At 54.4% G+C, this 20,541-nt stretch carries 24 protein-coding genes, 2 tRNA genes and 1 pseudogene; 22 read left to right on the plus strand and 5 right to left on the minus strand.

Annotation, left to right across the window (positions count from 1 at the left end; genetic code table 11):
- The first annotated feature begins 1 nt into the window (after window position 1).
- The 17 genes and pseudogenes from glmS (at window position 2) to LUQ43_RS12010 (ending at window position 12,647) form a co-directional block, all read left to right on the plus strand.
- Window positions 2-1,000 (plus strand): glutamine--fructose-6-phosphate transaminase (isomerizing), encoded by a 999-nt coding sequence (gene glmS / locus LUQ43_RS13405; RefSeq protein WP_363318521.1) that lies wholly within the window; start codon window positions 2-4, stop codon window positions 998-1,000.
- A 12-nt stretch (window positions 1,001-1,012) separates the two neighbouring features.
- Window positions 1,013-1,189: pseudogene (locus tag LUQ43_RS13410) on the plus strand (SIS domain-containing protein); the annotation flags it as partial.
- Entirely contained in the window at window positions 1,190-1,747 is a 558-nt protein-coding gene (locus LUQ43_RS13415; protein ID WP_363318522.1) for an SIS domain-containing protein, read from the plus strand.
- Window positions 1,744-2,343: an acyltransferase gene (locus LUQ43_RS11945; RefSeq protein WP_299968000.1), complete on the plus strand. Its 600-nt coding sequence runs from the start codon at window positions 1,744-1,746 to the stop codon at window positions 2,341-2,343. Before LUQ43_RS13415 ends, LUQ43_RS11945 begins: the two co-directional genes overlap by 4 nt.
- A 46-nt stretch (window positions 2,344-2,389) precedes the next feature.
- Window positions 2,390-3,523, plus strand: coding sequence for a glycosyltransferase (locus LUQ43_RS11950; RefSeq protein WP_299968002.1), 1,134 nt, complete (start codon window positions 2,390-2,392; stop codon window positions 3,521-3,523).
- A gap of 63 nt (window positions 3,524-3,586) precedes the next feature.
- The gene (locus LUQ43_RS11955; RefSeq protein WP_299968004.1) at window positions 3,587-6,181 is read left to right on the plus strand and encodes an oligosaccharyl transferase, archaeosortase A system-associated; all 2,595 of its coding nucleotides are present in this window, start codon (window positions 3,587-3,589) and stop codon (window positions 6,179-6,181) included.
- Window positions 6,182-6,286: 105 nt separating this feature from the next.
- Window positions 6,287-6,580: a DUF2098 domain-containing protein gene (locus LUQ43_RS11960; protein WP_299968007.1), complete on the plus strand. Its 294-nt coding sequence runs from the start codon at window positions 6,287-6,289 to the stop codon at window positions 6,578-6,580.
- A 172-nt stretch (window positions 6,581-6,752) separates the two neighbouring features.
- Complete coding sequence (locus LUQ43_RS11965) at window positions 6,753-7,988, plus strand: translation initiation factor IF-2 subunit gamma (RefSeq protein WP_299968010.1); 1,236 nt, start codon at window positions 6,753-6,755, stop codon at window positions 7,986-7,988.
- An 8-nt stretch (window positions 7,989-7,996) separates the two neighbouring features.
- The gene (locus LUQ43_RS11970; protein WP_299968052.1) at window positions 7,997-8,368 is read left to right on the plus strand and encodes a PIN domain-containing protein; all 372 of its coding nucleotides are present in this window, start codon (window positions 7,997-7,999) and stop codon (window positions 8,366-8,368) included.
- Between the two features lie 8 nt (window positions 8,369-8,376).
- Complete coding sequence (locus LUQ43_RS11975) at window positions 8,377-9,018, plus strand: DNA-directed RNA polymerase (RefSeq protein WP_299968013.1); 642 nt, start codon at window positions 8,377-8,379, stop codon at window positions 9,016-9,018.
- A complete protein-coding gene (spt4, locus tag LUQ43_RS11980; RefSeq protein WP_292415840.1) occupies window positions 9,002-9,208 on the plus strand; it encodes a transcription elongation factor subunit Spt4 in 207 nt (68 codons plus the stop codon). Before LUQ43_RS11975 ends, spt4 begins: the two co-directional genes overlap by 17 nt.
- Window positions 9,208-9,705 carry a GTP-dependent dephospho-CoA kinase family protein gene (locus tag LUQ43_RS11985; protein ID WP_299968018.1) on the plus strand — a complete coding sequence of 166 codons (498 nt, stop codon included), beginning with the start codon at window positions 9,208-9,210 and terminating at the stop codon, window positions 9,703-9,705. Before spt4 ends, LUQ43_RS11985 begins: the two co-directional genes overlap by 1 nt.
- A 110-nt stretch (window positions 9,706-9,815) precedes the next feature.
- Window positions 9,816-10,112, plus strand: a complete 297-nt coding sequence (locus tag LUQ43_RS11990) for a 30S ribosomal protein S24e (protein ID WP_299968021.1) — start codon at window positions 9,816-9,818, stop codon at window positions 10,110-10,112.
- A gap of 2 nt (window positions 10,113-10,114) precedes the next feature.
- On the plus strand, window positions 10,115-10,300 hold the full coding sequence (locus LUQ43_RS11995) for a 30S ribosomal protein S27ae (RefSeq protein ID WP_299968024.1): 186 nt from the start codon (window positions 10,115-10,117) through the stop codon (window positions 10,298-10,300).
- Window positions 10,301-10,306: 6 nt separating this feature from the next.
- Window positions 10,307-11,890 carry a bifunctional N(6)-L-threonylcarbamoyladenine synthase/serine/threonine protein kinase gene (locus LUQ43_RS12000; RefSeq protein WP_299968027.1) on the plus strand — a complete coding sequence of 528 codons (1,584 nt, stop codon included), beginning with the start codon at window positions 10,307-10,309 and terminating at the stop codon, window positions 11,888-11,890.
- On the plus strand, window positions 11,887-12,441 hold the full coding sequence (gene rdgB, locus LUQ43_RS12005; protein ID WP_299968054.1) for an RdgB/HAM1 family non-canonical purine NTP pyrophosphatase: 555 nt from the start codon (window positions 11,887-11,889) through the stop codon (window positions 12,439-12,441). Before LUQ43_RS12000 ends, rdgB begins: the two co-directional genes overlap by 4 nt.
- Window positions 12,442-12,500: 59 nt before the next feature.
- Window positions 12,501-12,647: a 50S ribosomal protein L40e gene (locus tag LUQ43_RS12010; RefSeq protein ID WP_299968030.1), complete on the plus strand. Its 147-nt coding sequence runs from the start codon at window positions 12,501-12,503 to the stop codon at window positions 12,645-12,647.
- A 210-nt stretch (window positions 12,648-12,857) separates the two neighbouring features.
- On the opposite strand, the gene LUQ43_RS12015 is transcribed toward LUQ43_RS12010, so the two are convergent.
- A complete protein-coding gene (locus LUQ43_RS12015) occupies window positions 12,858-13,508 on the minus strand; it encodes a putative phosphothreonine lyase domain-containg protein (RefSeq protein ID WP_299968032.1) in 651 nt (216 codons plus the stop codon).
- A gap of 170 nt (window positions 13,509-13,678) precedes the next feature.
- Between LUQ43_RS12015 and htpX the strand changes: the two genes are divergently transcribed.
- From htpX to LUQ43_RS12030, 3 genes are all read left to right on the plus strand, one after another.
- Window positions 13,679-14,563: a zinc metalloprotease HtpX gene (gene htpX, locus LUQ43_RS12020; RefSeq protein ID WP_299968034.1), complete on the plus strand. Its 885-nt coding sequence runs from the start codon at window positions 13,679-13,681 to the stop codon at window positions 14,561-14,563.
- A 172-nt stretch (window positions 14,564-14,735) separates the two neighbouring features.
- A tRNA-Gly gene (locus LUQ43_RS12025) sits at window positions 14,736-14,806 on the plus strand.
- Between the two features lie 2 nt (window positions 14,807-14,808).
- A tRNA-Val gene (locus tag LUQ43_RS12030) sits at window positions 14,809-14,882 on the plus strand.
- Window positions 14,883-15,063: 181 nt separating this feature from the next.
- On the opposite strand, the gene LUQ43_RS12035 is transcribed toward LUQ43_RS12030, so the two are convergent.
- Together LUQ43_RS12035 and LUQ43_RS12040 are read right to left on the minus strand one after the other, a co-directional pair.
- Window positions 15,064-15,693 carry a TMEM175 family protein gene (locus tag LUQ43_RS12035; RefSeq protein ID WP_299968037.1) on the minus strand — a complete coding sequence of 210 codons (630 nt, stop codon included), beginning with the start codon at window positions 15,691-15,693 and terminating at the stop codon, window positions 15,064-15,066.
- Window positions 15,694-16,289: 596 nt separating this feature from the next.
- Entirely contained in the window at window positions 16,290-17,993 is a 1,704-nt protein-coding gene (locus tag LUQ43_RS12040; RefSeq protein WP_299968039.1) for a solute carrier family 23 protein, read from the minus strand.
- 176 nt (window positions 17,994-18,169) lie between these two features.
- Between LUQ43_RS12040 and LUQ43_RS12045 the strand changes: the two genes are divergently transcribed.
- Window positions 18,170-19,054: an MBL fold metallo-hydrolase gene (locus LUQ43_RS12045; RefSeq protein WP_299968042.1), complete on the plus strand. Its 885-nt coding sequence runs from the start codon at window positions 18,170-18,172 to the stop codon at window positions 19,052-19,054.
- Between the two features lie 100 nt (window positions 19,055-19,154).
- Here the strand turns inward: LUQ43_RS12045 and LUQ43_RS12050 are convergent, their stop codons facing one another.
- Window positions 19,155-19,844, minus strand: a complete 690-nt coding sequence (locus tag LUQ43_RS12050; RefSeq protein WP_299968045.1) for a transglutaminase family protein — start codon at window positions 19,842-19,844, stop codon at window positions 19,155-19,157.
- Window positions 19,845-19,976: 132 nt separating this feature from the next.
- On the opposite strand from LUQ43_RS12050, the gene LUQ43_RS12055 reads away from it, so the two are divergent.
- Window positions 19,977-20,165, plus strand: coding sequence for a hypothetical protein (locus tag LUQ43_RS12055; protein ID WP_299968048.1), 189 nt, complete (start codon window positions 19,977-19,979; stop codon window positions 20,163-20,165).
- Between the two features lie 142 nt (window positions 20,166-20,307).
- Here the strand turns inward: LUQ43_RS12055 and LUQ43_RS12060 are convergent, their stop codons facing one another.
- A complete protein-coding gene (locus tag LUQ43_RS12060; RefSeq protein ID WP_299968050.1) occupies window positions 20,308-20,523 on the minus strand; it encodes a hypothetical protein in 216 nt (71 codons plus the stop codon).
- Window positions 20,524-20,541 lie beyond the last annotated feature (18 nt).

Below are 20,541 nucleotides of genomic sequence, written 5' to 3' on the forward strand. Positions count from 1 at the left end.
CGTGTGCGGCATTGTAGGGTACATCGGCCGCAGAGATGCTGCACCCCTGATCGTGGAGGGATTGAAAAAACTCGAATACCGGGGGTATGACTCGTTTGGTGTGGCCACGGTGGAAGAAGATATCACCCTTGCAAAACACCAGGGCAGGATATCAGAAAATGCCGGTTCTGCAGCCCACCTGAAAGGGAAGACCGGCATAGGACATACACGATGGGCAACCCATGGGGTTCCCAGCGATAAGAATGCCCATCCCCATACCGATTGCAACAATACGATTGCACTGGTCCATAATGGCATTATCGAGAATTATTCCCAACTGCGACGGCAGCTTGAGGGGAGGGGGCACACGTTCCGTTCAGAAACGGATACCGAGGTTATTGTCCATCTTGTTGAAGAAGAATATGCTGTAAAAAAGGATCTGCTTGCAGCAGTACAGGCAACAACTCCCAAGCTCAAGGGATCCTTTGCCATCCTTGTGATCGCCGCAGGAGAGGAACGGATCATTGCAGCAAGGAACGCAAGCCCGCTGGTCCTGGGTATCGGCGATGGGGAGATCTTTGTCGCGTCCGATATGACTCCTATGCTCGAATACACGGAGCGAGCGATCTTTCTTGAGGACGGGGATGTGGTATCTCTGACCAGGGATACTGCCGATATTTTCAATAAGGGCGTTCAGGTCACCCGTCCGGTTGAACTGATCGACTGGTCTGTTGAGGATGTAAAAAAGGGCGGTTTTCCGCACTACATGCTTAAAGAGATATTCGAACAACCCCTGGCATTCTATAATACCATCTCAGCAATAAATCCAGACAGCCTGAAAAAAATTATTGGTAGTCCTGATTCCATAACGATCGTTGCATGTGGATCTTCATATCACACGGGTCTTATCTTCAAATACCTGCTTGAGGCGACCTGCGGGATACCTGCCCGTCTGGAATTTGCATCTGAATTCCGGTATTATCCTCCGCCGGTGAGCGGGCTCGTTATCGGTATCACGTAGTCCGGGGAGACTGCAGATACCCTCACAGCGCTGCGTCTGGCAAAAACCCACAACTGCAGGACACTGGCGATCACGAACGTACTTGGGAGTACCGTGACAAGGACGGCGGATGTTACGCTCTTCATGCGGGCCGGCCCGGAGATCAGTGTAGCAGCAACAAAATCGTTCATCACTCAACTGGCAGTACTCATGCAGATTATCAACTGCCTGTCCGGAGGAAAAGAAGGGGAGGTACTCTTACAGGCCCACAAGGCAATAGAGGAAGTTCTCCTGATGGATCTTACTGAATGTGTAACGTTTTGCGAAAACGCCCAAAGTATCTTTTATGTCGGGCGGGGACCGTTCTACGCAGTATCTCTTGAGGGGGCCCTGAAGATGAAAGAGATCTCCTATATTCATGCAGAGGGATATGCCGCAGGGGAGATCAAGCACGGCCCATTTGCCCTCCTGTCCAAGGATACCCCGATAATCGCACTCTGCATGCCCGGGGAAACCTATGATGTGATGGTCTCGAATATCAAGGAGATGAAAGCACGCGGTGCACCCGTCATTGTAGTCGGATGCAAAGAGGATACTGAACTGGGGGATATTGCAGATTACTTCATTCCCCTTCCGCAGACAGATCTGTTTATTCAGGTCCTGACCACCATTGTTGTGCTCCAGCTCATTGCCTATCATACTGCAGAGAAGTTGGGCCGCGACATCGACAAGCCGAGAAATCTTGCAAAGAGCGTGACAGTTGAATGATTGAATATGGAATTAATTCAGTGGGGCCAGACGCGAGGATCTTTGAGCCGGTCACGCTTGGTTTCCCTTCACGGGAGAACATGACAAAGAAGGGTTTCCCGGGTACTACGATAGGAAAAAACGCAATACTTCGATCCGGCACGATCTTGTACTGCGATGTCATTATCGGAAATGACTTCCAGACGGGGCACAATGTCATGATCCGCGAAAAGACCCGGATCGGTGACCGGGTTGCTGTGGGAACCGGGACCGTGATCGAGGGATACACTACGATCGGGAACGATGTGAGCATCCAAAGTATGGCATTCATCCCAACGGAAACACAGATCGGCGATCATGTATTTATCGGCCCGAATGCGGTCCTGACCAACGATCGGTATCCCCCGACAAGGATAGGGGGATTAAAAGGGCCGGTCATCAAGAATGGCGCGGCAATCGGGGCAAATACCACGCTGATTCCCGGGGTCTGTATCGGAGAAGGGGCTCTTGTCGCTGCCGGCGCCATCGTGACCCGGGATGTTCCGGATCACATGCTCGCGATCGGATCGCCAGCAAAAATCCGGAGCCTCCCAAAGGAAATAACCTCAAAAGAATGAACAACGGGATTTAATCCAGATCAGGAACAATACTTTTTCTTGGCGTATGAAGATCCTCCTTGTTTCCACCCAGGATTATATTCACCATCCCATACCGTCGCGGCACCACTATATCTTTGAAGATATGGCAAAGCGGCATGACGTGCATGTGGCGCATTTTCACGTCAGCAGGGGTTCGCCCCGTCCCACCGGACTGGTTATGGAAGAGGCGACAGTATTCCCCCTGAAAAAACCCCTTTTTCACTATACGTTCAATACCCCCTATCACTACTATATTTTTGACCGTATCCTCCGTACGGGGGGCTATGATGTGGTTGTTGCCGCGAATGTGCTGGCCGGAAGCGCAGTAATCCGTGCAGCAAAAAAATACCACGTTCCCGTTGTTTTTGATCTCAAGGACTGGTTCCCGGACTCCGCTGCCGCCTATTTCAAGAACCCCACACTTCAGGAGATCGTGCGCCGGTGTGTCTGGGCCATCACCCGACACAACCTCCTGAATTGTGACAAAATTACCACGGTCTCCCCGTCGCTTGCCGGAAAACTCGCCGGGTTCGGGTTTCATGCAGATGTCATCACCAATGGAGTGGACACGGATCTCTTCAAACCCATGAGCGGAATCCCGGCACGGCAGGAACTTGGGATTGATGCTGATGACTTTGTTATCGGTTTTTCTGGAAGTGTCGAACGGTGGTACGCAATTGACGAATTGATCAGATCACTCCCCGCACTTATTCACCACCATCCCAAGACCAAACTCCTGATCATCGGTGGATCGCTCTTCACCGATTACCAGCAGGAATTGTCAGCGCTTACCCGGGATCTCGGTATTTCAGAGCACACGATATTCACGGGAACCAAACCATACCATGAACTCCCGCGGTATATTGCATGTATGGATGCCTGTACCATCCCGTTGTTGCCACCCCAGTGGGGGGATATTGCGCTCCCGAATAAATTCTTTGAGTACTCAGCCTGCGGGAAGTCAATTGTCATGCGCCCTATGCAGGATGTGGAAAAAATCGGCGGCCCAAACCTGCATGTTTACCGCACCCGTGACGAATATACCGCTATCATAAAAACACTGATGGAAACCCGTGAAACATTTTCCTTAAATCTTGAAAATTACAGCTGGAAAGAGAAATCACGCCAATTCGAGGCGATTTTAAAAAGCCTCACCTGATACAGTCATCCAAATTTATTAATGGTCTCCCCCGAAACCAAGTACAAACGACAGGATGATTGCATGATATCTCTGGATCTGAAAAACCGCATGACCTGGCTGGTCATTGCACTCGTGGCATTTTTTTCTCTCTTCGCCCTCTGGCTCCGCCTCATTCCCATGTTCAATATGGGAAATACAGATATCCTTTCCATGGTGGGAAGCGATGATCCGCTCTATAACCTCCGGCAGGTGGAATTTTTACTCTCGAACAACCTGCACTACGAATGGTTCGACCCGATGAGCCAATACCCGGGGGGTTCAAGTATTTACTGGGGACCCCTCTTCCCCCTCATCGTTGCACTCGGGTGCCTCATCACCGGTGCTGCCACCCGTCCCGAGATTATCGGGATCCTCCTGCTGGTCCCACCCCTCATGGGTGCTGCAGCAGTGGCCGTCATGTATTATGTCGGGAAGTTATGCGGGGACTGGAAGACCGGCCTGCTCGCGTCGGGTTTTACCGCGGTTGTCACCGGCCAGTTTTATTACCGGTCAATGTACGGGTATGCCGACCACCATATCGCTGAAGTCTTTTTTTCAACGATCTTCTGCCTGTTCTACATGTATGTTGTCCTCTCCGAGAAGGATACCAGGATCGTCTTCAAAGACATTAATACCTATAAGAATGTACTCCTGATCTCGGTCCTCGCAGGTATCGCATACCTCCTTGGCCTCTTCGTGATGCCCACGATGATCCTTTTTGCGATGATCGTGGGAGTTTTTACTGTCATCCAGTTCATCATCGATTCATTCCGTGGAAAGACCAGCGAATACCTCGTTGTCATCAACCTTGCTATCTTCAGCATCGCCATCATCGGTCTCCTGGCCTTCGGTCTGAAAAGCCCTGGTCTTGATCTCTCCAGTTACTCCCTCGGGCACATCTTTGCCTACCTTGGCCTGATCGGAGGATCCATTTTCCTCTACCTCCTCCAGCAGGGTCTCAAGACAAAAGAATGGTATTACTATCCTGTTGCCATCATTGTCTCGACAATTGTGGTTGTAACCGTGCTGTTTTTTGCCAGCCCGGATTTATACTCGCTTTTCGTCTCTGCTCTCTTTGCATTCTTCGGCCAGGCCGCGATTACCGAGACCGTCCAGGAAGCCCGTGCATGGAGCATGGCCCTTGCATGGCAGACGTTCAGTTACGGGCTCATCCTGATGGCCATCGGATTCCTCGTCATGATATACAATAATATTCGCGACGAGCGTCCCGAGCAGGTTTTTGCCCTTGTCTGGTCAGGGATAATCCTGTTCTCCGCATGGCAGCATGTCCGGTACGAGTATTATCTTGCGATCAATGTCGCATTGCTTGCCGCGATCTGTGTCAGTTTTATTCTCGGTCATGCATGGTCGGATATCCGAAAGTTTACCACGGGGTTTTCATCCAGGCAGGAGGTAACATCGGAAACCGGAGATGCTGATGAGACCCCGGCAAAACGGAGAAAACAGAAGAAGCCGGTCAAGGGTGCATCATCCGGACGCTCCGGGACGCAGAACCTCACGATTATCGGTTCTGTCCTGGTTATTGGTCTCGCCCTCATGTTTGCCTACACCTCCCTTTCCTACAGTTACATCAACGGATCTGCCAGCCCGACGCTGATGAATCCTGACTGGAAGGAGACCGCTGAATGGATGCAGAACAGTACCCCGGAAACAGGTGTTGGTTACACCACCATGTATGACAAAGATACCTTTACGTTCCCGAAGGGATCGTATGGTGTGATGTCCTGGTGGGACTATGGACATATCATCACCACCATAGCAAAACGAATCCCCAATTCCAACCCGTTCCAGCATGGCGTGTCCGGGAGCAATGGATCTGCTGCATATTTCATGTCCACTTCGGAGGATACCGCAAACACCCTCCTTGACAACGTCGGGACCCGGTATATTATAACCGATGTCGAGATGGACCAGGGAAAATTCTGGGCGATGTCAACATGGTATAATGCAACGGAAGCAACGGACCCGTATTACGATACCGTCCTCCTCCCCGGGCAGAACAATGCTCTCACATCGGCTATCCTCAACAAACAGGCATATTACCTGACCATGATCTCCCGGCTCCATAACTTTGACGGATCAATGAACTCCGCCACAGATAATGTGTACTATGTGGTGTATGCGGATTCCTCAGTAACCGGGTATTCAGCGCCGTTGATTACCGGTGCTGAGCTCATGAATTATTCTGCCGCATCGCAGAAGGCAGACCAGTATAACCTTGACGCTGCATCAGGGTACCATGCTGCAGTTTACAGTGCAAGTATCATCTCACCCGTGGATACGGTCCCGGCACTCCAGCACTACCGGCTTGTTCATGAATCCCCAACGAATGCATTCAATTCAGCTACGGTTGACCTGAAATATGTCAAGGTCTTCGAATACGTGAAAGGCGCCCATATCAAAGGAGAGGGTATCATCGAAGTACCGGTGGTCACCAACACCGGACGGAATTTCACGTACCGGCAGGCCAGCGTGAACGGGGGGTTCATTGTACCGTACTCCACCTCAGATAATCCCTATGAGGTGAAAACAACCGGGAAATACAAGATTGTCGGGACGACCCGGGAATATGATGTTCCGGAATCTGCTGTCATGCAGGGACTCACCATCCCGTAAGTCCTGAACAGGGGAATTTACCTTTCACTCTTTTTCATGATCCTTTGAAACTTCCAGAAACGACAGGGAAAACCTTATAGTGCCGGACACTTACCCTTCACACATATGCTGGCAGGAGAGATCACCCTCGGCATGCGGGTGAGGTACCCGCGAACCGGAACAATGGGTAACATACTCCGTATCGATGAGATCGGGGGAATTACCTTTGCTGAACTGGATACAACAAACCTCCTGTACCGTATCGATCACTTGATCCCGGCAACTGCAACAGCCACCACATCAACAACGATTGTTGAGGATGCAAAAGAGGTCATTTCCCGCGAGCGGGAGTTTGCCGCAGGGAGTGGACTGCAGGACGCGCTGAAGAATATCGATCAGAGCTGCGAGGGCGGGGGATAACCATTTCCCGGTAACCCTGGACACATGCAGGAACGAGACGGATGTCCCTCTTTCTGGTACCGTGTTGCAGTGAGTAAATTCGTAAAAAAGATACGTACTCCGCCGGATTTCACCATTACTGGTTACGTATAAGTAGGATCGTTATAAATACAATAGGGAGGTTCGATTTCATTTGCATGATGTGACAGTTCCCAGTGTCAATATCGGGGTTGTGGGCCATGTTGACCATGGTAAGACCACCCTCGTCAACGCGCTCACCGGGGCATGGACAGACCGACATTCCGAGGAGGTGAAGCGGGGCATCTCAATAAGGCTCGGGTATGCCGATGCAACATTTTACCGGTGTGATCGGTGCGAAGGTACTGACGCGTTCTCAACCCACATCGAATGTCCGGTTTGTGGGGGAACGGGAACACCTTTCCGCTCCGTCTCGTTTGTCGATGCGCCGGGACACGAGACCCTGATGGCAACGATGCTCTCGGGTTCTGCACTGATGGACGGGGCAATGCTGGTCATCGCAGCAAGCGAGAAATGCCCGCAGCCGCAGACCAAAGAGCACCTGATGGCGCTGGAACTGGTCGGCATCAAGAAAATTGTCATCGTCCAGAGCAAGATCGATGTGGTCAGCCAAAAAGAGGCGATGGACAACTATCTTGAGATCAAGAAATTTGTCAAGGGGACGATTGCTGAAAACGCACCCATCATCCCGGTCTCCTCGCAGAAGGGGATCAACATGGGGGCACTCGTCCAGGCTCTGGATACCGTGGTCCCGGAACCGGAGCGCGATCCCGCTGCCGAACCGGTGATGCTGATCGCCCGCTCATTCGATGTGAACAAACCCGGCTGCAACTGGAAGGACGTGAAAGGCGGAGTCGTTGGAGGGTCTCTTATTCGGGGCATCCTCCACGCAGATGAAAAGATCGAGATCCGTCCAGGCAGGCAGACCCAGGTTGAGAACAGGATCAAGTGGATTCCCATCATCACCACCGTCACGTCAATCAATGCCGGTTCGAAGGTCGTTGAGACGGCAACACCCGGCGGACTGCTCGGTGTCGGGACAAAACTGGATCCCGCACTCACAAAAAGTGATGCACTTGCCGGCCAGGTGCTGGGCCACGAGGGAAAACTACCCCCGGTCTGGGACAAAATCCGGTGCAAGGTGACCCTGATGGAACGCGTGGTGGGAGCTACCAGCGAACTCGTCATCGAGCCGCTGAAACATTCCGAGCCCCTGATGCTCTCCGTAGGTACCGCGGTGACCGTCGGGGTTGTCACGAACACCAAGAAAGACAGTGTTGAGATACAGCTGAAACGGCCCGTGTGTGCTGAAATCGGCTCACGGATCGCCATCAGCCGGCAGGTGGGAGCACGCTGGCGCCTGATCGGGATGGGTGTACTGGGAGAGTAAAGGTTCTCCTGGATGCCAATGCCCTGATGATGCCAGCCCAGTTCCATATCGATCTCTTCGATGAACTGCGGAACCTTCTTGGGGGGTTCGAACCTATCGTACTCTCATCCGTGATCCACGAGCTTGAAGGCCTCACCCGGGCAAAAGGCCGGAACGGGGCCGCAGCCCGTCTGGGTCTTACACTGGGTGAGAAGTGCACAATCGCAGAGAGCCGGGATGCATCGGCAAGAACCGTTGACGATCAGGTTATCGATTATGCAGTACAGAACATCTGTCTGGTAGTAACGAACGACCGGCGTGTCAGGGATGCATTGTTTGAACGCGGTATCGGGGTAATATCCATGAGAAAACAGCAGAAACTGGAACTATTGCGGAGATGAAGTGAAGTATGTATCATAAACTGATGCTTGAGGACAAAGTCCGGGTACCTCCCCAGCGGCTGGGAGAGAAACTTGAGAAAGTGATCCTCGATGTCCTTCAGGAGCAGCTCGAAGGAAGTATCGACAAGGAGATCGGGATCTTTATCTGCGTCACGAAAGTGCAGGATGTCGGCGAAGGCGAACTCGTTCCCGGCGATGGCGGAGTCTATTACGACGTAAAGTTCGAAGCTATGGTCCTGCGGCTCGCCCTTCAGGAAGTTATTGAAGGCGTGGTCGTGGAGACGACCAGTTTTGGCGCGTTTGTCAGCCTTGGCCCCATCGATGCAATGCTGCATGTCAGCCAGATCTCTGACGAGTATATCAACTATGATGAGAAGAACGCCCGGCTCATCTGCCAGGAGTCCAAACGCTTCATCGGAGTGGGAGACATTGTCCGGGTCCGGGTAGTCACGTTATCCTTAAACGAACGCGAACCCCGGGACAGCAAGATCGGGCTTACCATGCGACAGGCAGGTCTCGGTACAGCCCTCTGGCTTGAAGAGGAGATAGCAAAGGAGAAAGAGAAAGCCGGGCAGTCGGCCGAAGCCGGTAAGGAAAAGGCCCCTGAGAAGACAAAGGGCAAGAGGAAGGAGCATGCCTCCGGCGAATAAGAAGAAACAGGGAAAGGTATGCCGTGACTGCCATCGCGTTGTCGACGGCGAGAGCTGTGTCATCTGCGGCACATCCAACCTGAGCGATGACTGGTCCGGGTACCTGGTCATTATCGACCCGGAGAATTCCGAAGTGGCAAAACGGATGAATATCAAACTGCCTGGCCGTTATGCGCTGAAGGTCCGCTGATGCTCACTCTCCCGGAAGAGCACCGGAAGCTCTTCAAGGAACCGTTCGGAGAACTGTACCGGGAGATCGCAGAGATTTTTCCCCGGCTCTCTGGTACCCCTGTCTATAGTGTCGGGGATGTTGTCACCCACAACCTCCATAAGGCAGGCATCAAACCTGCGGTTGCGGTGGTTGACGGATATACCATGCGATCCCCGTGCCGCAAACTGCCACCGGTCCATGGGAACTGTATTCGGGTCAAAAACCCGGCCGGTTCACTGACCGAGGACCTGATTTCAGCGATCAACTGTGCCGTAGCCAACCCGCCCGCAACCATCATCGTGGACGGGGAGGAAGATCTCGCTGTCATACCGATGGTGATCGCAGCACCGCTGGGATCGATTGTTCTCTACGGCCAGCCCCATGAGGGGGTTGTCCTACGGACGGTAACTCCCGAAGCACAGGTGACTGCACGGCAGTTCCTCGAGCGGTTCTGCCCGGTTCATAAAGATCATTAGACGTATAACAGCCGCACTCCACTCCCGCACGTATCAATCCCTCTTTTTTTCAGATGCCGAACGAAGGTCATGCTTTAAATAAACCGGTTCCCAATAATTACAGGATATCGATGGACTTTGAGATCACCAGCGATAAAAGGAATGAACTTTTATCCAGAAGAGAGGTTCAGTTTACCCTCAAATACGATGGAGCGACCCCCTCCCGCATGCAGATCATCGGCAAACTCTGCGCACTGCTCAATGTAAAAGAGCACCAGGTAACCCTTGACACCCTGCACAGCAGCTTCGGCAAGACAGAACTCACCGGGTCTGCCCGCATCTACGAGAGCGAAGAGAGCAGGAACAAGACCGAGCGCCCGCACCTTGCAGCGCGCGGTATGCCCAAACCCAAGGAAGAGGCGGCATAACCATGGCAGCAGCAAAGAAAGCCGCAGTCGCGAAGGGCCCCCAGAGAGGCGCATACTTCAAGGTCGAGGGTGCAACAGTCACCACCACAAAGAAATACTGTCCGCGCTGCGGACCCGGTGTCATGATGGCGGACCACAAGGACCGGATGACCTGCGGCAAGTGCGGATATACTGAATTCAGAAAATAACTACCAATGCCTGTTTTTGGGCAGATACTGGGGATTGAGGGCACGGCCTGGAACCTCAGTGCCGCTCTTTTTGATCGCGATCTGGTGTCCCTGGCTTCACGGCCTTACAGCCCAGTACAGGGAGGTATCCACCCGCGTGAAGCTGCGCAGCACCACGCATCGGCAATGAAGGAACTTATCGGCTCAGTTCTCACAGAGCCGGAGAACGTGGAGGGAATCGCATTCTCGCAGGGTCCAGGCCTTGGCCCCTGTCTCAGGACCGTTGCCACCGCAGCCCGCTCGCTTGCCCTTGCCCTGGATGTCCCGCTCGTGGGGGTGAACCATTGTGTTGCCCATGTCGAGATAGGCTGTTTTGCCACCGGATGCAAAGATCCGATCGTGCTCTATGCCAGCGGGGCGAACACGCAGATTATCGGGTACCTGAACGGACGGTACCGGATTTTCGGGGAGACACTAGACGTCGGGATTGGCAATGCACTCGATAAGTTTGCCCGGTCAAAGAATTTCCCGCATCCGGGCGGCCCGCTGATTGAGTCCCAGGCAAAAGACGGGCAGTACGTGGAGCTGCCCTACACGGTGAAAGGGATGGACCTGGCCTTCTCAGGGCTCGTCTCCGCGGCAAAAGACCACAAGGCCCCCTTACCCGATGTCTGTTACAGCCTGCAGGAGACCGCCTTTGCCATGTGCGTGGAAGTGACCGAGCGGGCAATGTCCCTTGCCGGCAAGAACGAGGTGCTCCTGGTCGGGGGTGTCGGGGCGAACCACCGGTTGCAGGCAATGCTCCGTGCCATGTGCGAGGACCGCGGGGCGGAGTTCTTTGTTCCCGAGAAGAAATACCTCGGGGATAACGGGGCAATGATCGCGTACACGGGAAAACTGATGCTGGAAAGCGGTGTCACGCTCCCGGTGGAATCCTCCCGGATCAATCCCTCGTTCCGATCCGATGAGGTGGAGGTTACCTGGAAGCACGATGCGCCGGCCAGTACAGTGCCAGTTCATCCTTCCGGTGGGACACAACGACGCGGTGCCGAGGCGATCATCACATTCCGGAACGGTAACGCAGAGAAAAACCGGGTCTCCAAGCGCTACCGGGTGCCTGCCCTTGATAAACGCCTGATCACTGAGCGGACCCGGGCTGAGGCACGGCTCATCCATGCTGCACGCAGGGGCGGCGTGCCCACACCGGTGATGAGCGATATCACCGGGGATACGATCGTCATGGAGCAGGTGCAGGGGACCCTGCTCACCGATGATCTCTCGGAAAAGAATGTCCGGGAGGCCGGGCGCATGGTGGGCCTGCTCCATGCAGCAGGGATCATGCACGGCGACCTCACCACCAGCAACCTGATTGTGCGCGGGAGCGACGGGAAGTGTGTACTGATCGACTTCGGGCTGGCACTGGTGACGCAGGAGATCGAACAGCGGGGCGTGGACATCCATGTCCTCTTCCAGACCATCGAGAGCACGGCACCAGGCCGTTCGGACAGCCTGAAAGCTGCATTCATCGAAGGATACGAGAAGACATTCCCCTGTGCAGGAGAGGTCATTGCCCGCGAACACGAGATTGAATTGCGGGGGCGGTACCTCTGAAGATCACGGTCGTGACCGGCAATGCCCACAAAGCCGAGGAAGTTGCCTCTTTCTTCAAAGGAACGGCCGATGTGACGCACATCTCCCTCGACCTGCCCGAGTACCGTTCCGAAGACGTGGGCGAGATCGCCCGGGGCAAAGCGCAATACGCCTATGCGCAGCTCACGTCCCCGCTCATCGTTGACGACACCGGTTTCTTCATTGACGCACTCCGCGGGTTCCCCGGCCCCTATGCCGCATATGTCCTGAAATCCATAGGCAATACCGGCATCCTGAGACTGATGGAGGGGAGGCCGGACCGGGGCGCACGGTTCATCACGGCCATCGCGTTTGCGGATGCGGGAGGAGTTCATGTCTTTAAGGGTACCATCGAGGGGCAGATCACCACTGCTCCACGGGGCGATGGCGGGTTTGGTTATGACCCCATCTTCGATACCGGGGGAAAGACGCTTGCCGAGATTCCCCTTGAAGAGAAGAGCCGGATCTCCCACCGGGCACGAGCCCTCACTGCATTTCACGACTGGTTCATCACGGCATACCAACCCCGCTAACGCAAACGGTTAAGAAGTCCTACAGCTTTGTTATAAGGGCAGACAAGGAGTGTTCATTAATGGTAAAGTTTCCAGAAGCCGAAGCACGGCTGCTCAACGTCAAAATATGCATGCACTGTAACGCACGCAACGCAATTCGCGCAACCAGCTGCCGCAAGTGCGGTTACCAGAACCTGCGCCCCAAGAACAAGGAACGCAAGGCGTAATCCTTTTCTTATACAGTGCTCATTTTTGGTTTTTTTATCGATCCCTGTTTCAGAGATCGATGGACTCTACATCCATGGGGATTCGCTCATCACAGCGATACGACAGGTATCGCCCTGCCAGTCCTGATGGGAATTGCCAGTTAAAATCGCAGCCGTCATCGAAAAGAGGTATGAAACCCTGTAGGAAAAACGGATCGGCAGGTTGTTCATTCACGCTGAATAATAGGTGACCCGCTTACCTTTCTTGGCGTATTCCCCGGCAAAGGTCTCAATATTGCGCTTGTACCCGATACGGTCGACAAAACCCAGTTCACGAAGTTTCTCCCGCACGCGCATCACGTCAGCCTCATCCGCCCAGTCTTTCGTGTACACGTAAATCACCTTCCGGTTGTCGCGGGATTCCGGATTGGGTTTGGCCGTGCTCACTTTTGTCGAGATGCCCAAATCACGAGTAACCGTTGCATCCCGCACTTTCTTCCATGCCGCATCCACGACATCGGGATCCTGGAAGATGAGCCACTTCCCCGCATTCTCATCCTCGATCGCCTCGGGTGCACTGCCGGGAGCGTCCAGCACAATCCAGTACATCTGGGTGGTCTTTGTCGGGAGTACCCCCTCCCCCTCGCAGAGCATCCGGTAGATCGTATCGATACTGGTGAACCGGACCAGCATCGCTTCCGCAAGCTGCGGATATTCCTCGCGGAACCTGTCAAAGATCGCAGTCAGATCTGCCTTAAAATCCGTACCGCTCTCCACCAGCGCATACAGGTACTTCTCCTGTTCCTGCAGTCCGCGGTTCAGCAGGTGCTCGAAGATACCATATGCCACATCGCCAAGTGCCTCGGGATCTGCTTCAGCCATTGGTACCACAAACGATGTTGGCAAAAAAATAGTTTATGCATTGATCCTACGATCTGCTGCACATTGTAAGCGCGTTGTATCTGGATGGAAAGGGGTACGATTATGCGATCCCCGCCACGACTTGCACATGTCGATTGATTTAAGAGTGCAGGGCAGAAATGTGTACTCACATGGAATGGAAACGTGACTGGGGCCTTACGGCCAGGGTCTGGTTTACAGGACTTTTATTGCTCCTGCTCTACCTCGTATTCATGACCATCCTCTTGACACTCGGAGTAAGTGCCTGGTTTATCGTTATCCTTGCCGTCGGCATGGGTCTGGTCCAGTACTTCTTCTCTGACAAGATGGTGCTCTGGAGTACCGGGGCAAAGGTCGTTGAAGCGGACGAGCAGCCGGAATTGCACATGATGGTCCAGAAGCTCTGTACCGAGGCCGGTCTCCCGATGCCGAGGATCGCAATCATGCAGAGCCCGGTACCGAACGCTTTTGCTACCGGCAGAAGCCCGAAGCATGCGGTTGTCGCATGTACGGACTCCATCATGCGCCTGTTAACAAAGGACGAACTTGAAGCGGTGCTCGCCCACGAACTCTCGCATGTCAAGAACCGCGACATCCTGACGATGACGCTCGCCAGTTTCATCGCGATGATCGCATCCATGATCATGCAGAGTTTCTTCTTCTCTGCGCTCTTCGGGGGCAATGACCGGGAGAATGGCGGGGCATGGATCCTTGTCTGGGTCGTCTCGATCATTGTGTACGCGATCAGCACGCTGTTGATCCTCGCGCTCTCGCGTTACCGGGAGTTTGCTGCCGACCGTGGCAGCGCACAAATAACCCGGAACCCGCGGGCGCTCATCTCAGCCCTGAACAAGATCAGCGGGAGGATCGACGTCATCCCTCCGCAGGCAAAGGCAAAGGTTGAAGGGGCAAACGCGTTCTTCATCATCCCGGCACTCTCCGGCAACTCCATCATGGAGCTGCTCTCCACCCACCCGCCGCTCGAGAAGCGGATCGCTAACCTTGAGAAAGTCGAGGCGGAACTCCGCGGATATTAATCTTCAATACTCTTTTTCTCCGGTTTTGTCACGGATCCGTTGTTCTGCGTGGGTCGTGCCCGCGTTCCGGTGCCTGCTCACTACCCTTGTCCGTCCTGCCGGCAAAAACGGGGAGATGACAAACCAGTGACAATCATTAATACACCTCCCGGCCAAAATTGTAGAGCACAGTGCACCGATGGTCTAGAGGCATGACTTAGGCCTTCCAAGCCTATAGCCCGGGTTCGATTCCCGGTCGGTGCATAGGGCTCGTGGTCTAGTTGGCTATGACGTCGCCTTCACACGGCGAAGATCTCGAGTTCGAATCTCGACGGGCCCACTTTCTGGTTATTCCTGTTTTCCCGGGATTTTTGGACACACCTTAAGAGCCCCTGTACTGCATTCTCCACTGGAAATGAAGGGGTCAATAGAGGGGGGTAATATCGCTCAATAGGTTGCATGTGCATTGCACATGCAATCTGGTGCAGTGAAGATCGCCACAGGGTTGAATGGGCGAATCCTCACGCGGCGTCTTCCTGTACGCCCGGGTAGTGGCGGAAGAAGATCGCCAGGATGACAAACGGGAGGAGGTAGAGGATATCATAGAACGGCAATCCAAATACCAGAATGACAACCCCCAGCACGGCAACCGCTACGGGAACAAGGAATTTTTTCTGGAGAAACGATGCCTCTGCATCCGTCAGTTCCGGTACGAGCAGGGACGGCCGGGCCCGACAGGCATAGTACCACGCATAGGCAAGCAGTACAGCGAGGGCAAGGTAATTGAACTGGAACAGGATATCGGTAAACGAGTATCCGTCACCAGAGGTGAATGCCTCCGTAAACGGGACGAAGACAACCACCATGAGGGAGAGGAGGTGGATGTACAGGAACCGGTAATCGAAGGTTTTCATGCGGTGGAACATCTGGTAATAGAAGAGCCAGAACATGCCAAGGATGAGAAATGCACCGATAAAGTCGAGAGCGGCACTGATCGTGGTATCGATGTAGGCAACCGCGGACACGGCGTTGTCGAACACGCCGGCAGCCGGGAGCTGGATGTTCCGGATCATCAGCGTCATAGTGAAGGCGTAGATGCCGTTGGTGAGACGTTCAAGGTTTACTTTGTTGATGGGTTCTGCAACGGTCATGCCGGACTGCTCCGTGTATCCACATTTTGTTCCCGGTACTATTCTTCTTTTAGGTTCATGCGGGCCTGACCGGGCAGGCCGAAACCTTGTTGGCAGAGATCAGGGTATTTTTTCAACCAGACCCTGATTCAGATTTTCTCATCGCGATCACGATCGCGATTGAAAACCGTTCGCAGATCAATCAGGGTTTGATTTTTATTTTTCAAGCAGACCCTGATGAAAAAAATTCAGGCAGACCTTGCTTGATTTTTTTTTAGCAGACTCTGGTTGAAAAACCACCCCCGCGATCCAATATCCGTCGTAAACAAGGTATCTGGACGAGTGCAGATCTGTTTAACTTTTAACAACCAGACCTTGATTAGAAATTTTCCAGCAGACCTTGCCTGAAATTTTTTCATCAAACCTTGATTTCAAAATTTTCATCGCGATCATGATCGTGATTGAAAACGTGAGTCGGATCAATCAGACTCTGCCGGAAAATTTTCAACCAGACCCTGATGAAAAGGTGGACCTGCCATTCCGGTTATTCCGGTTCCTGATTATGTGCCGGAACTGGCTCCTGGCAATCCCGGGTTGTTCTCTGCCATAATACCCGGTTAGTGTTCCATGTGGATCTTCAGTACAGACAGCCCGCCCGATGCCACCGTGCACACCCGGTCGGCATGTCCGCGGATCAAAAATCCCCCGAGCCGGAGCATCGCCGAGGGATCGCTGAGGATCTCCTCTTCTCCCGGACGCGTCTCGGGGAGCGGGAGGGGTGCTCCGGCATACGAGATTTCGGCATCGAGATTATACTCATCGAACGACACCGCAACCGTCACCGGGCCGGAAACGGAGACCTGATCGGTAACGAGCTCGCAGGCTTCCGTCAGCGCCATCGCCATCCGCTGGATCACTTCACGCCGGGCCGCCCACGCCTCACCCTGCCGCTCCATCAGGGCAAATACCTGCTCCGAGATGCTGGATGATCGATCGAGGGCCAGGGACACCTTCTTCCTGATTCCAATCCGCATAACAAGGTTCAGCACAATGGCAATCACCGTCGTTAAGGAGAGCGCCGAATCAAAGAGCGGCCGGATGAGCGCGGGAACACCTGCATAGGCATTGGGGATGAGGTAAACGCTGATCCCGAAGATAAACGAGATCCCAATCACAAAGATCTTCCGCGAATCCAGCATCCTGGTCGTAATCGTCTGGAACCCGCCCACGATGATGAAACCCGCTACGTAAATGAGCGTCCCGCCGATCACCGGGCCCGGCATGATGATAAAGACCGTGGCGAGAAACGGCAGGAAGGCGAGCAGGATCAGGAGCGCACCGGTCATATACCCGATATACCTGCTCGTTGCCCTAGTTGCAATCGAAAGACCGATGTTCGACGATGAACCGGTCTGACCCATTCCGCCGAACAGGCCACCGAAAAAAGAGGCGATCCCGTCCGCAAACAGCCCGGACCGGATGTTCATCATATCCGGCCGTTTCCATTCCGTGTCGTTGATGCGCTGGCAGATCGAGAACTCGCCCACACTCTTCACAAAGGTCACGATACCGGCAATCCCGAACGGGATGATGAGGATCGGATCGAACGAGAGTCCGAAATACCGCACGTCGGGAAGGGCTACCAGCGGCGATGCCATGATCCGGCCCAGCGGATCGGCACCGGCAAGCCCGACCACAATACAGAGCGCGTACCCGACTGCCATCCCGACAATCACCGGGAAGAGCTTGAGCTGCCCCCTTCCCCAGACCGTGATCCCGACCGTGACGGCAAGGGTGATCACCGCAATCGCGGTTGCCGTCATCGAGGGTGTCCCGGTCGTTCCCTCCATGCCAAAGAAGTTCGGCAGGGCATAGGGCACGACCGCGACCCCGAGCATCATGATCACAAGACCGGTCACTTCAACAGGGAAGAGAACACGAAGCCGGTGCACGACCCGGGAGAGGGCGGCCTGCAATGCCCCGGAGAAGGCCGTCATCCCGCACAGGAGGGCAAGCCCCCCTGACTGGAGGGCGAGGACTGAGGCCGAGACATAATTGGGCCCGGCCACGCGGGGAATGAGATACCCCGACCCGAACTCCGGGTATTTGATGGCCTGGCATATCGTGGAGATGCCGTTTGCGAGCATCGACATCGAGACAAAGAACGCCGCGGCACCGGCTTCGATGCCGGCCGCCCGGGCAACAAGGATCGGGAAGATGAACGCGGTGGCAACAATCCCCGTATGCTGGAGCCCGAGTAAAAAAACAGTGGGGAGCGGGACCTTGTCATCTGCAGCATATTCGAGATCCGGAGGCCGCATGGTGACACGGATCGTCGCTGTTTAAATATTAAAACGGTTCGAAATACACTGCTTGGGTTCTCACGCGATCTGCCGATCACCCCCTCTATCATCCGGCCCGGCATTCCGCTCCCGCTCGTCACCTCCCTCACCAATATACCCTTCCCGGCCCAATACTCCTGCATACAGGAGATCATATGCTGATCACACCCTCCATCCATGCGCTCAGGCACACGTTCAAAATCCCGGTAGCACCCGGTATAACACTCAACCGGTTCGTGTACTCGTATCTCGTCTTTGGTGAGACGATCATTCTCATCGATACAGGGGTAGCCGGATGCGAGAAGCAGATCTTCGATTATATCCGGTCCACCGGCCGCGACCCGTCAGAGATTGCGCTGATCGTCCTGACCCATGCACACCCCGACCATATCGGAGCGGCCCGGGCCATCCAGGGAGCAACCGGGTGCAGCATTGCTGCACACCCGGCCGAGCGGGCATGGATCGAGGATGTGGAACTGCAGAACCGCGAGCGGCCGGTGCCAGGATTTACCACGCTGGTTGGCGGACCGGTGCAGCTGGATTTCGAACTCGTGAACGGGGATTCCATAGAGACCGATGAGACCCGTGCCGGGGAGCTGCAGGTGTTGCACACACCGGGCCACTCGCCAGGTTCCATCTCCCTTTTCATGCACAGTGAAGGCGCGCTCATCTCCGGCGATGCAATACCGGTAGTCGGCGACCTGCCGATCTATGATGATGCCCCTGCATCCGTGCTGTCGATAAAACGGCTCCGGGGACTGACCGGTATCGGAGTTCTTCTCTCAGCATGGGATGAGCCGAGGAAAGGAGAGGAGGCATACCGCCAGATGGACCGGGCGCTGGAATATCTCCGTAAGATCCACGAGACCGTGCTTGCCAGTGCAGGTGACGGTTCTCCGGATATCATGGAACTGACGCGGACAACCGCCGCTGCCCTTGGATTGCCCCCACAAGCAGCAAATCCCCTGCTCGCCCGTACCATTGCAGCAAACCTGCGGGCACGGGATGTGCCGGACCTGTTCTCTGGCCCGTCAGACTGATCCCCGTCTGGTCAGCCGGTTCTCTGAATTCTCCTGCTGATAACCATGTTCACTGCCGGGAGGTGGATTATGGGCAGGTGGCCGTCAGCGACCGCACACATCACTCTCTCAATTTGGTGAGCCACGCATCGAATGCCGGATAGAACCGGGCAATCTGTCCGATCTGTTCAGAGGTACGCATCCCGGTTTTCCCGCGATAGTACTGCATATGATCCTCCTCATCCCCATGGTCCTGTTCTCCGTCAAGAGGGTGCAGACCCGCATCCTGGCTGTCACGACAGGGCTCGTTCGTTGCCGTACGGCAATATGCCGTCATCACAGCAGATCGGAGCGGTGTTACTGCGCACCGCATCTCAGCAAAGCCATCCCAGTGCTCGTTGACCGGGAATCCCGCTTTTGCCAGCGGCCGGTCCCATGTAGCATCCACCAGTACCCAGCGGCCATTGATCCGGACGCGGCAGGCAAGGTGGTAGGCAACCGGCATTGCTGCGGACAACCTGCGGAGTTCCGGGGGGTACGGAAGATCCGGATCATTCCAGAGAAACGGGAACGTAGCATACACCACGTCAAGATCCAGTTTACGGTACATTGCCGCGAGCAGGTAATGTTTCGGGCCGCAATATCCCTTTCCAAGAGAGAGAATCTGTTCCGGGGAGGTCTTCGGATCCGTCATGGAAACCGAAAGCGAGTACGGGATGTCACGGATATGTTCAAATACCGCGATCCGACCCTGCCGGGGATCAAGCCCCCCGGTCCATTCCTGGAAAAACCTGCTGACAAGCGATGCCATGATACCTCGCGGGGATATCCATGACTTCCGCTTTGTTCCAGATAAAACCCATAGCCCCAAAGAACCCGATCCTGACAAAAAGGAGGCTTTATAGTATCCGGTTCCCTACAGCCCGGTAAGAAGAATTATACCATGCGGGGATCTCTTTCGTTCCGGATCAACTGGGGAGTGATCTACCATCTCCTTGCGTATCTTGCCGCCCTGGTCGCATTTGTGACGGTAATGGTTTTTACCGAAGAGTTCCCGTACGCTCTCATCTCTGCGGCAACCGCGTATTTCCTAGTACGGGTAATCGTATATTTCAGGTGCAGGACTGACTGACACGCTGCCAGCATCAGCCTGCCATAGCGTCAGGGAAAGGGAACTCAAGGACGGGAATGCGAAACTCCGCCACAGGGAAAAAAAACAGTATGCAGGACCGCCGGGATTCCGGTGGTCCTGCGTGCAATAGGAAAAAGTGAGATTATGCGTTCTTCATCTTGGCTTTTGCGACGAATCCGTCTTTGCCAATGTAGTACATGAAGCCCTTTTCCTTGGCAATCTTTTCAGTACCGACTTTCTTCTTCTTGCCGGTCTTGTTGTGCTTCATCGGGGCTGCCCAGACATACCCGTCCTTGCCAATGAAGTAGAGGTATCCCTTTTCGCGCTGAATCTTTTCTTTTCCAATTTTGGTTCCCATTTAAACACCTCAAAACCG

It is taken from the genome of Methanoregula sp., from assembly GCF_028679125.1.
Taxonomy (GTDB): Archaea; Halobacteriota; Methanomicrobia; order Methanomicrobiales; family Methanospirillaceae; genus Methanoregula.

Bases quoted from the DNA above. Each gene is read 5' to 3' on its own strand.
- LUQ43_RS13415 (WP_363318522.1), top strand. From the start codon at position 1,190: ATGCAGATTATCAACTGCCTGTCCGGAGGAAAAGAAGGGGAGGTACTC.
- LUQ43_RS11945 (WP_299968000.1), top strand. From the start codon at position 1,744: ATGATTGAATATGGAATTAATTCAGTGGGGCCAGACGCGAGGATCTTT.
- LUQ43_RS11950 (WP_299968002.1), top strand. From the start codon at position 2,390: ATGAAGATCCTCCTTGTTTCCACCCAGGATTATATTCACCATCCCATA.
- LUQ43_RS11955 (WP_299968004.1), top strand. From the start codon at position 3,587: ATGATATCTCTGGATCTGAAAAACCGCATGACCTGGCTGGTCATTGCA.
- LUQ43_RS11960 (WP_299968007.1), top strand. From the start codon at position 6,287: ATGCTGGCAGGAGAGATCACCCTCGGCATGCGGGTGAGGTACCCGCGA.
- LUQ43_RS11975 (WP_299968013.1), top strand. From the start codon at position 8,377: ATGTATCATAAACTGATGCTTGAGGACAAAGTCCGGGTACCTCCCCAG.
- spt4 (WP_292415840.1), top strand. From the start codon at position 9,002: ATGCCTCCGGCGAATAAGAAGAAACAGGGAAAGGTATGCCGTGACTGC.
- LUQ43_RS11985 (WP_299968018.1), top strand. From the start codon at position 9,208: ATGCTCACTCTCCCGGAAGAGCACCGGAAGCTCTTCAAGGAACCGTTC.
- LUQ43_RS11990 (WP_299968021.1), top strand. From the start codon at position 9,816: ATGGACTTTGAGATCACCAGCGATAAAAGGAATGAACTTTTATCCAGA.
- LUQ43_RS11995 (WP_299968024.1), top strand. From the start codon at position 10,115: ATGGCAGCAGCAAAGAAAGCCGCAGTCGCGAAGGGCCCCCAGAGAGGC.
- LUQ43_RS12000 (WP_299968027.1), top strand. From the start codon at position 10,307: ATGCCTGTTTTTGGGCAGATACTGGGGATTGAGGGCACGGCCTGGAAC.
- LUQ43_RS12010 (WP_299968030.1), top strand. From the start codon at position 12,501: ATGGTAAAGTTTCCAGAAGCCGAAGCACGGCTGCTCAACGTCAAAATA.
- LUQ43_RS12015 (WP_299968032.1), bottom strand. From the start codon at position 13,508: ATGGCTGAAGCAGATCCCGAGGCACTTGGCGATGTGGCATATGGTATC.
- htpX (WP_299968034.1), top strand. From the start codon at position 13,679: ATGGAATGGAAACGTGACTGGGGCCTTACGGCCAGGGTCTGGTTTACA.
- LUQ43_RS12035 (WP_299968037.1), bottom strand. From the start codon at position 15,693: ATGACCGTTGCAGAACCCATCAACAAAGTAAACCTTGAACGTCTCACC.
- LUQ43_RS12040 (WP_299968039.1), bottom strand. From the start codon at position 17,993: ATGCGGCCTCCGGATCTCGAATATGCTGCAGATGACAAGGTCCCGCTC.
- LUQ43_RS12045 (WP_299968042.1), top strand. From the start codon at position 18,170: ATGCTGATCACACCCTCCATCCATGCGCTCAGGCACACGTTCAAAATC.
- LUQ43_RS12050 (WP_299968045.1), bottom strand. From the start codon at position 19,844: ATGGCATCGCTTGTCAGCAGGTTTTTCCAGGAATGGACCGGGGGGCTT.
- LUQ43_RS12055 (WP_299968048.1), top strand. From the start codon at position 19,977: ATGCGGGGATCTCTTTCGTTCCGGATCAACTGGGGAGTGATCTACCAT.
- LUQ43_RS12060 (WP_299968050.1), bottom strand. From the start codon at position 20,523: ATGGGAACCAAAATTGGAAAAGAAAAGATTCAGCGCGAAAAGGGATAC.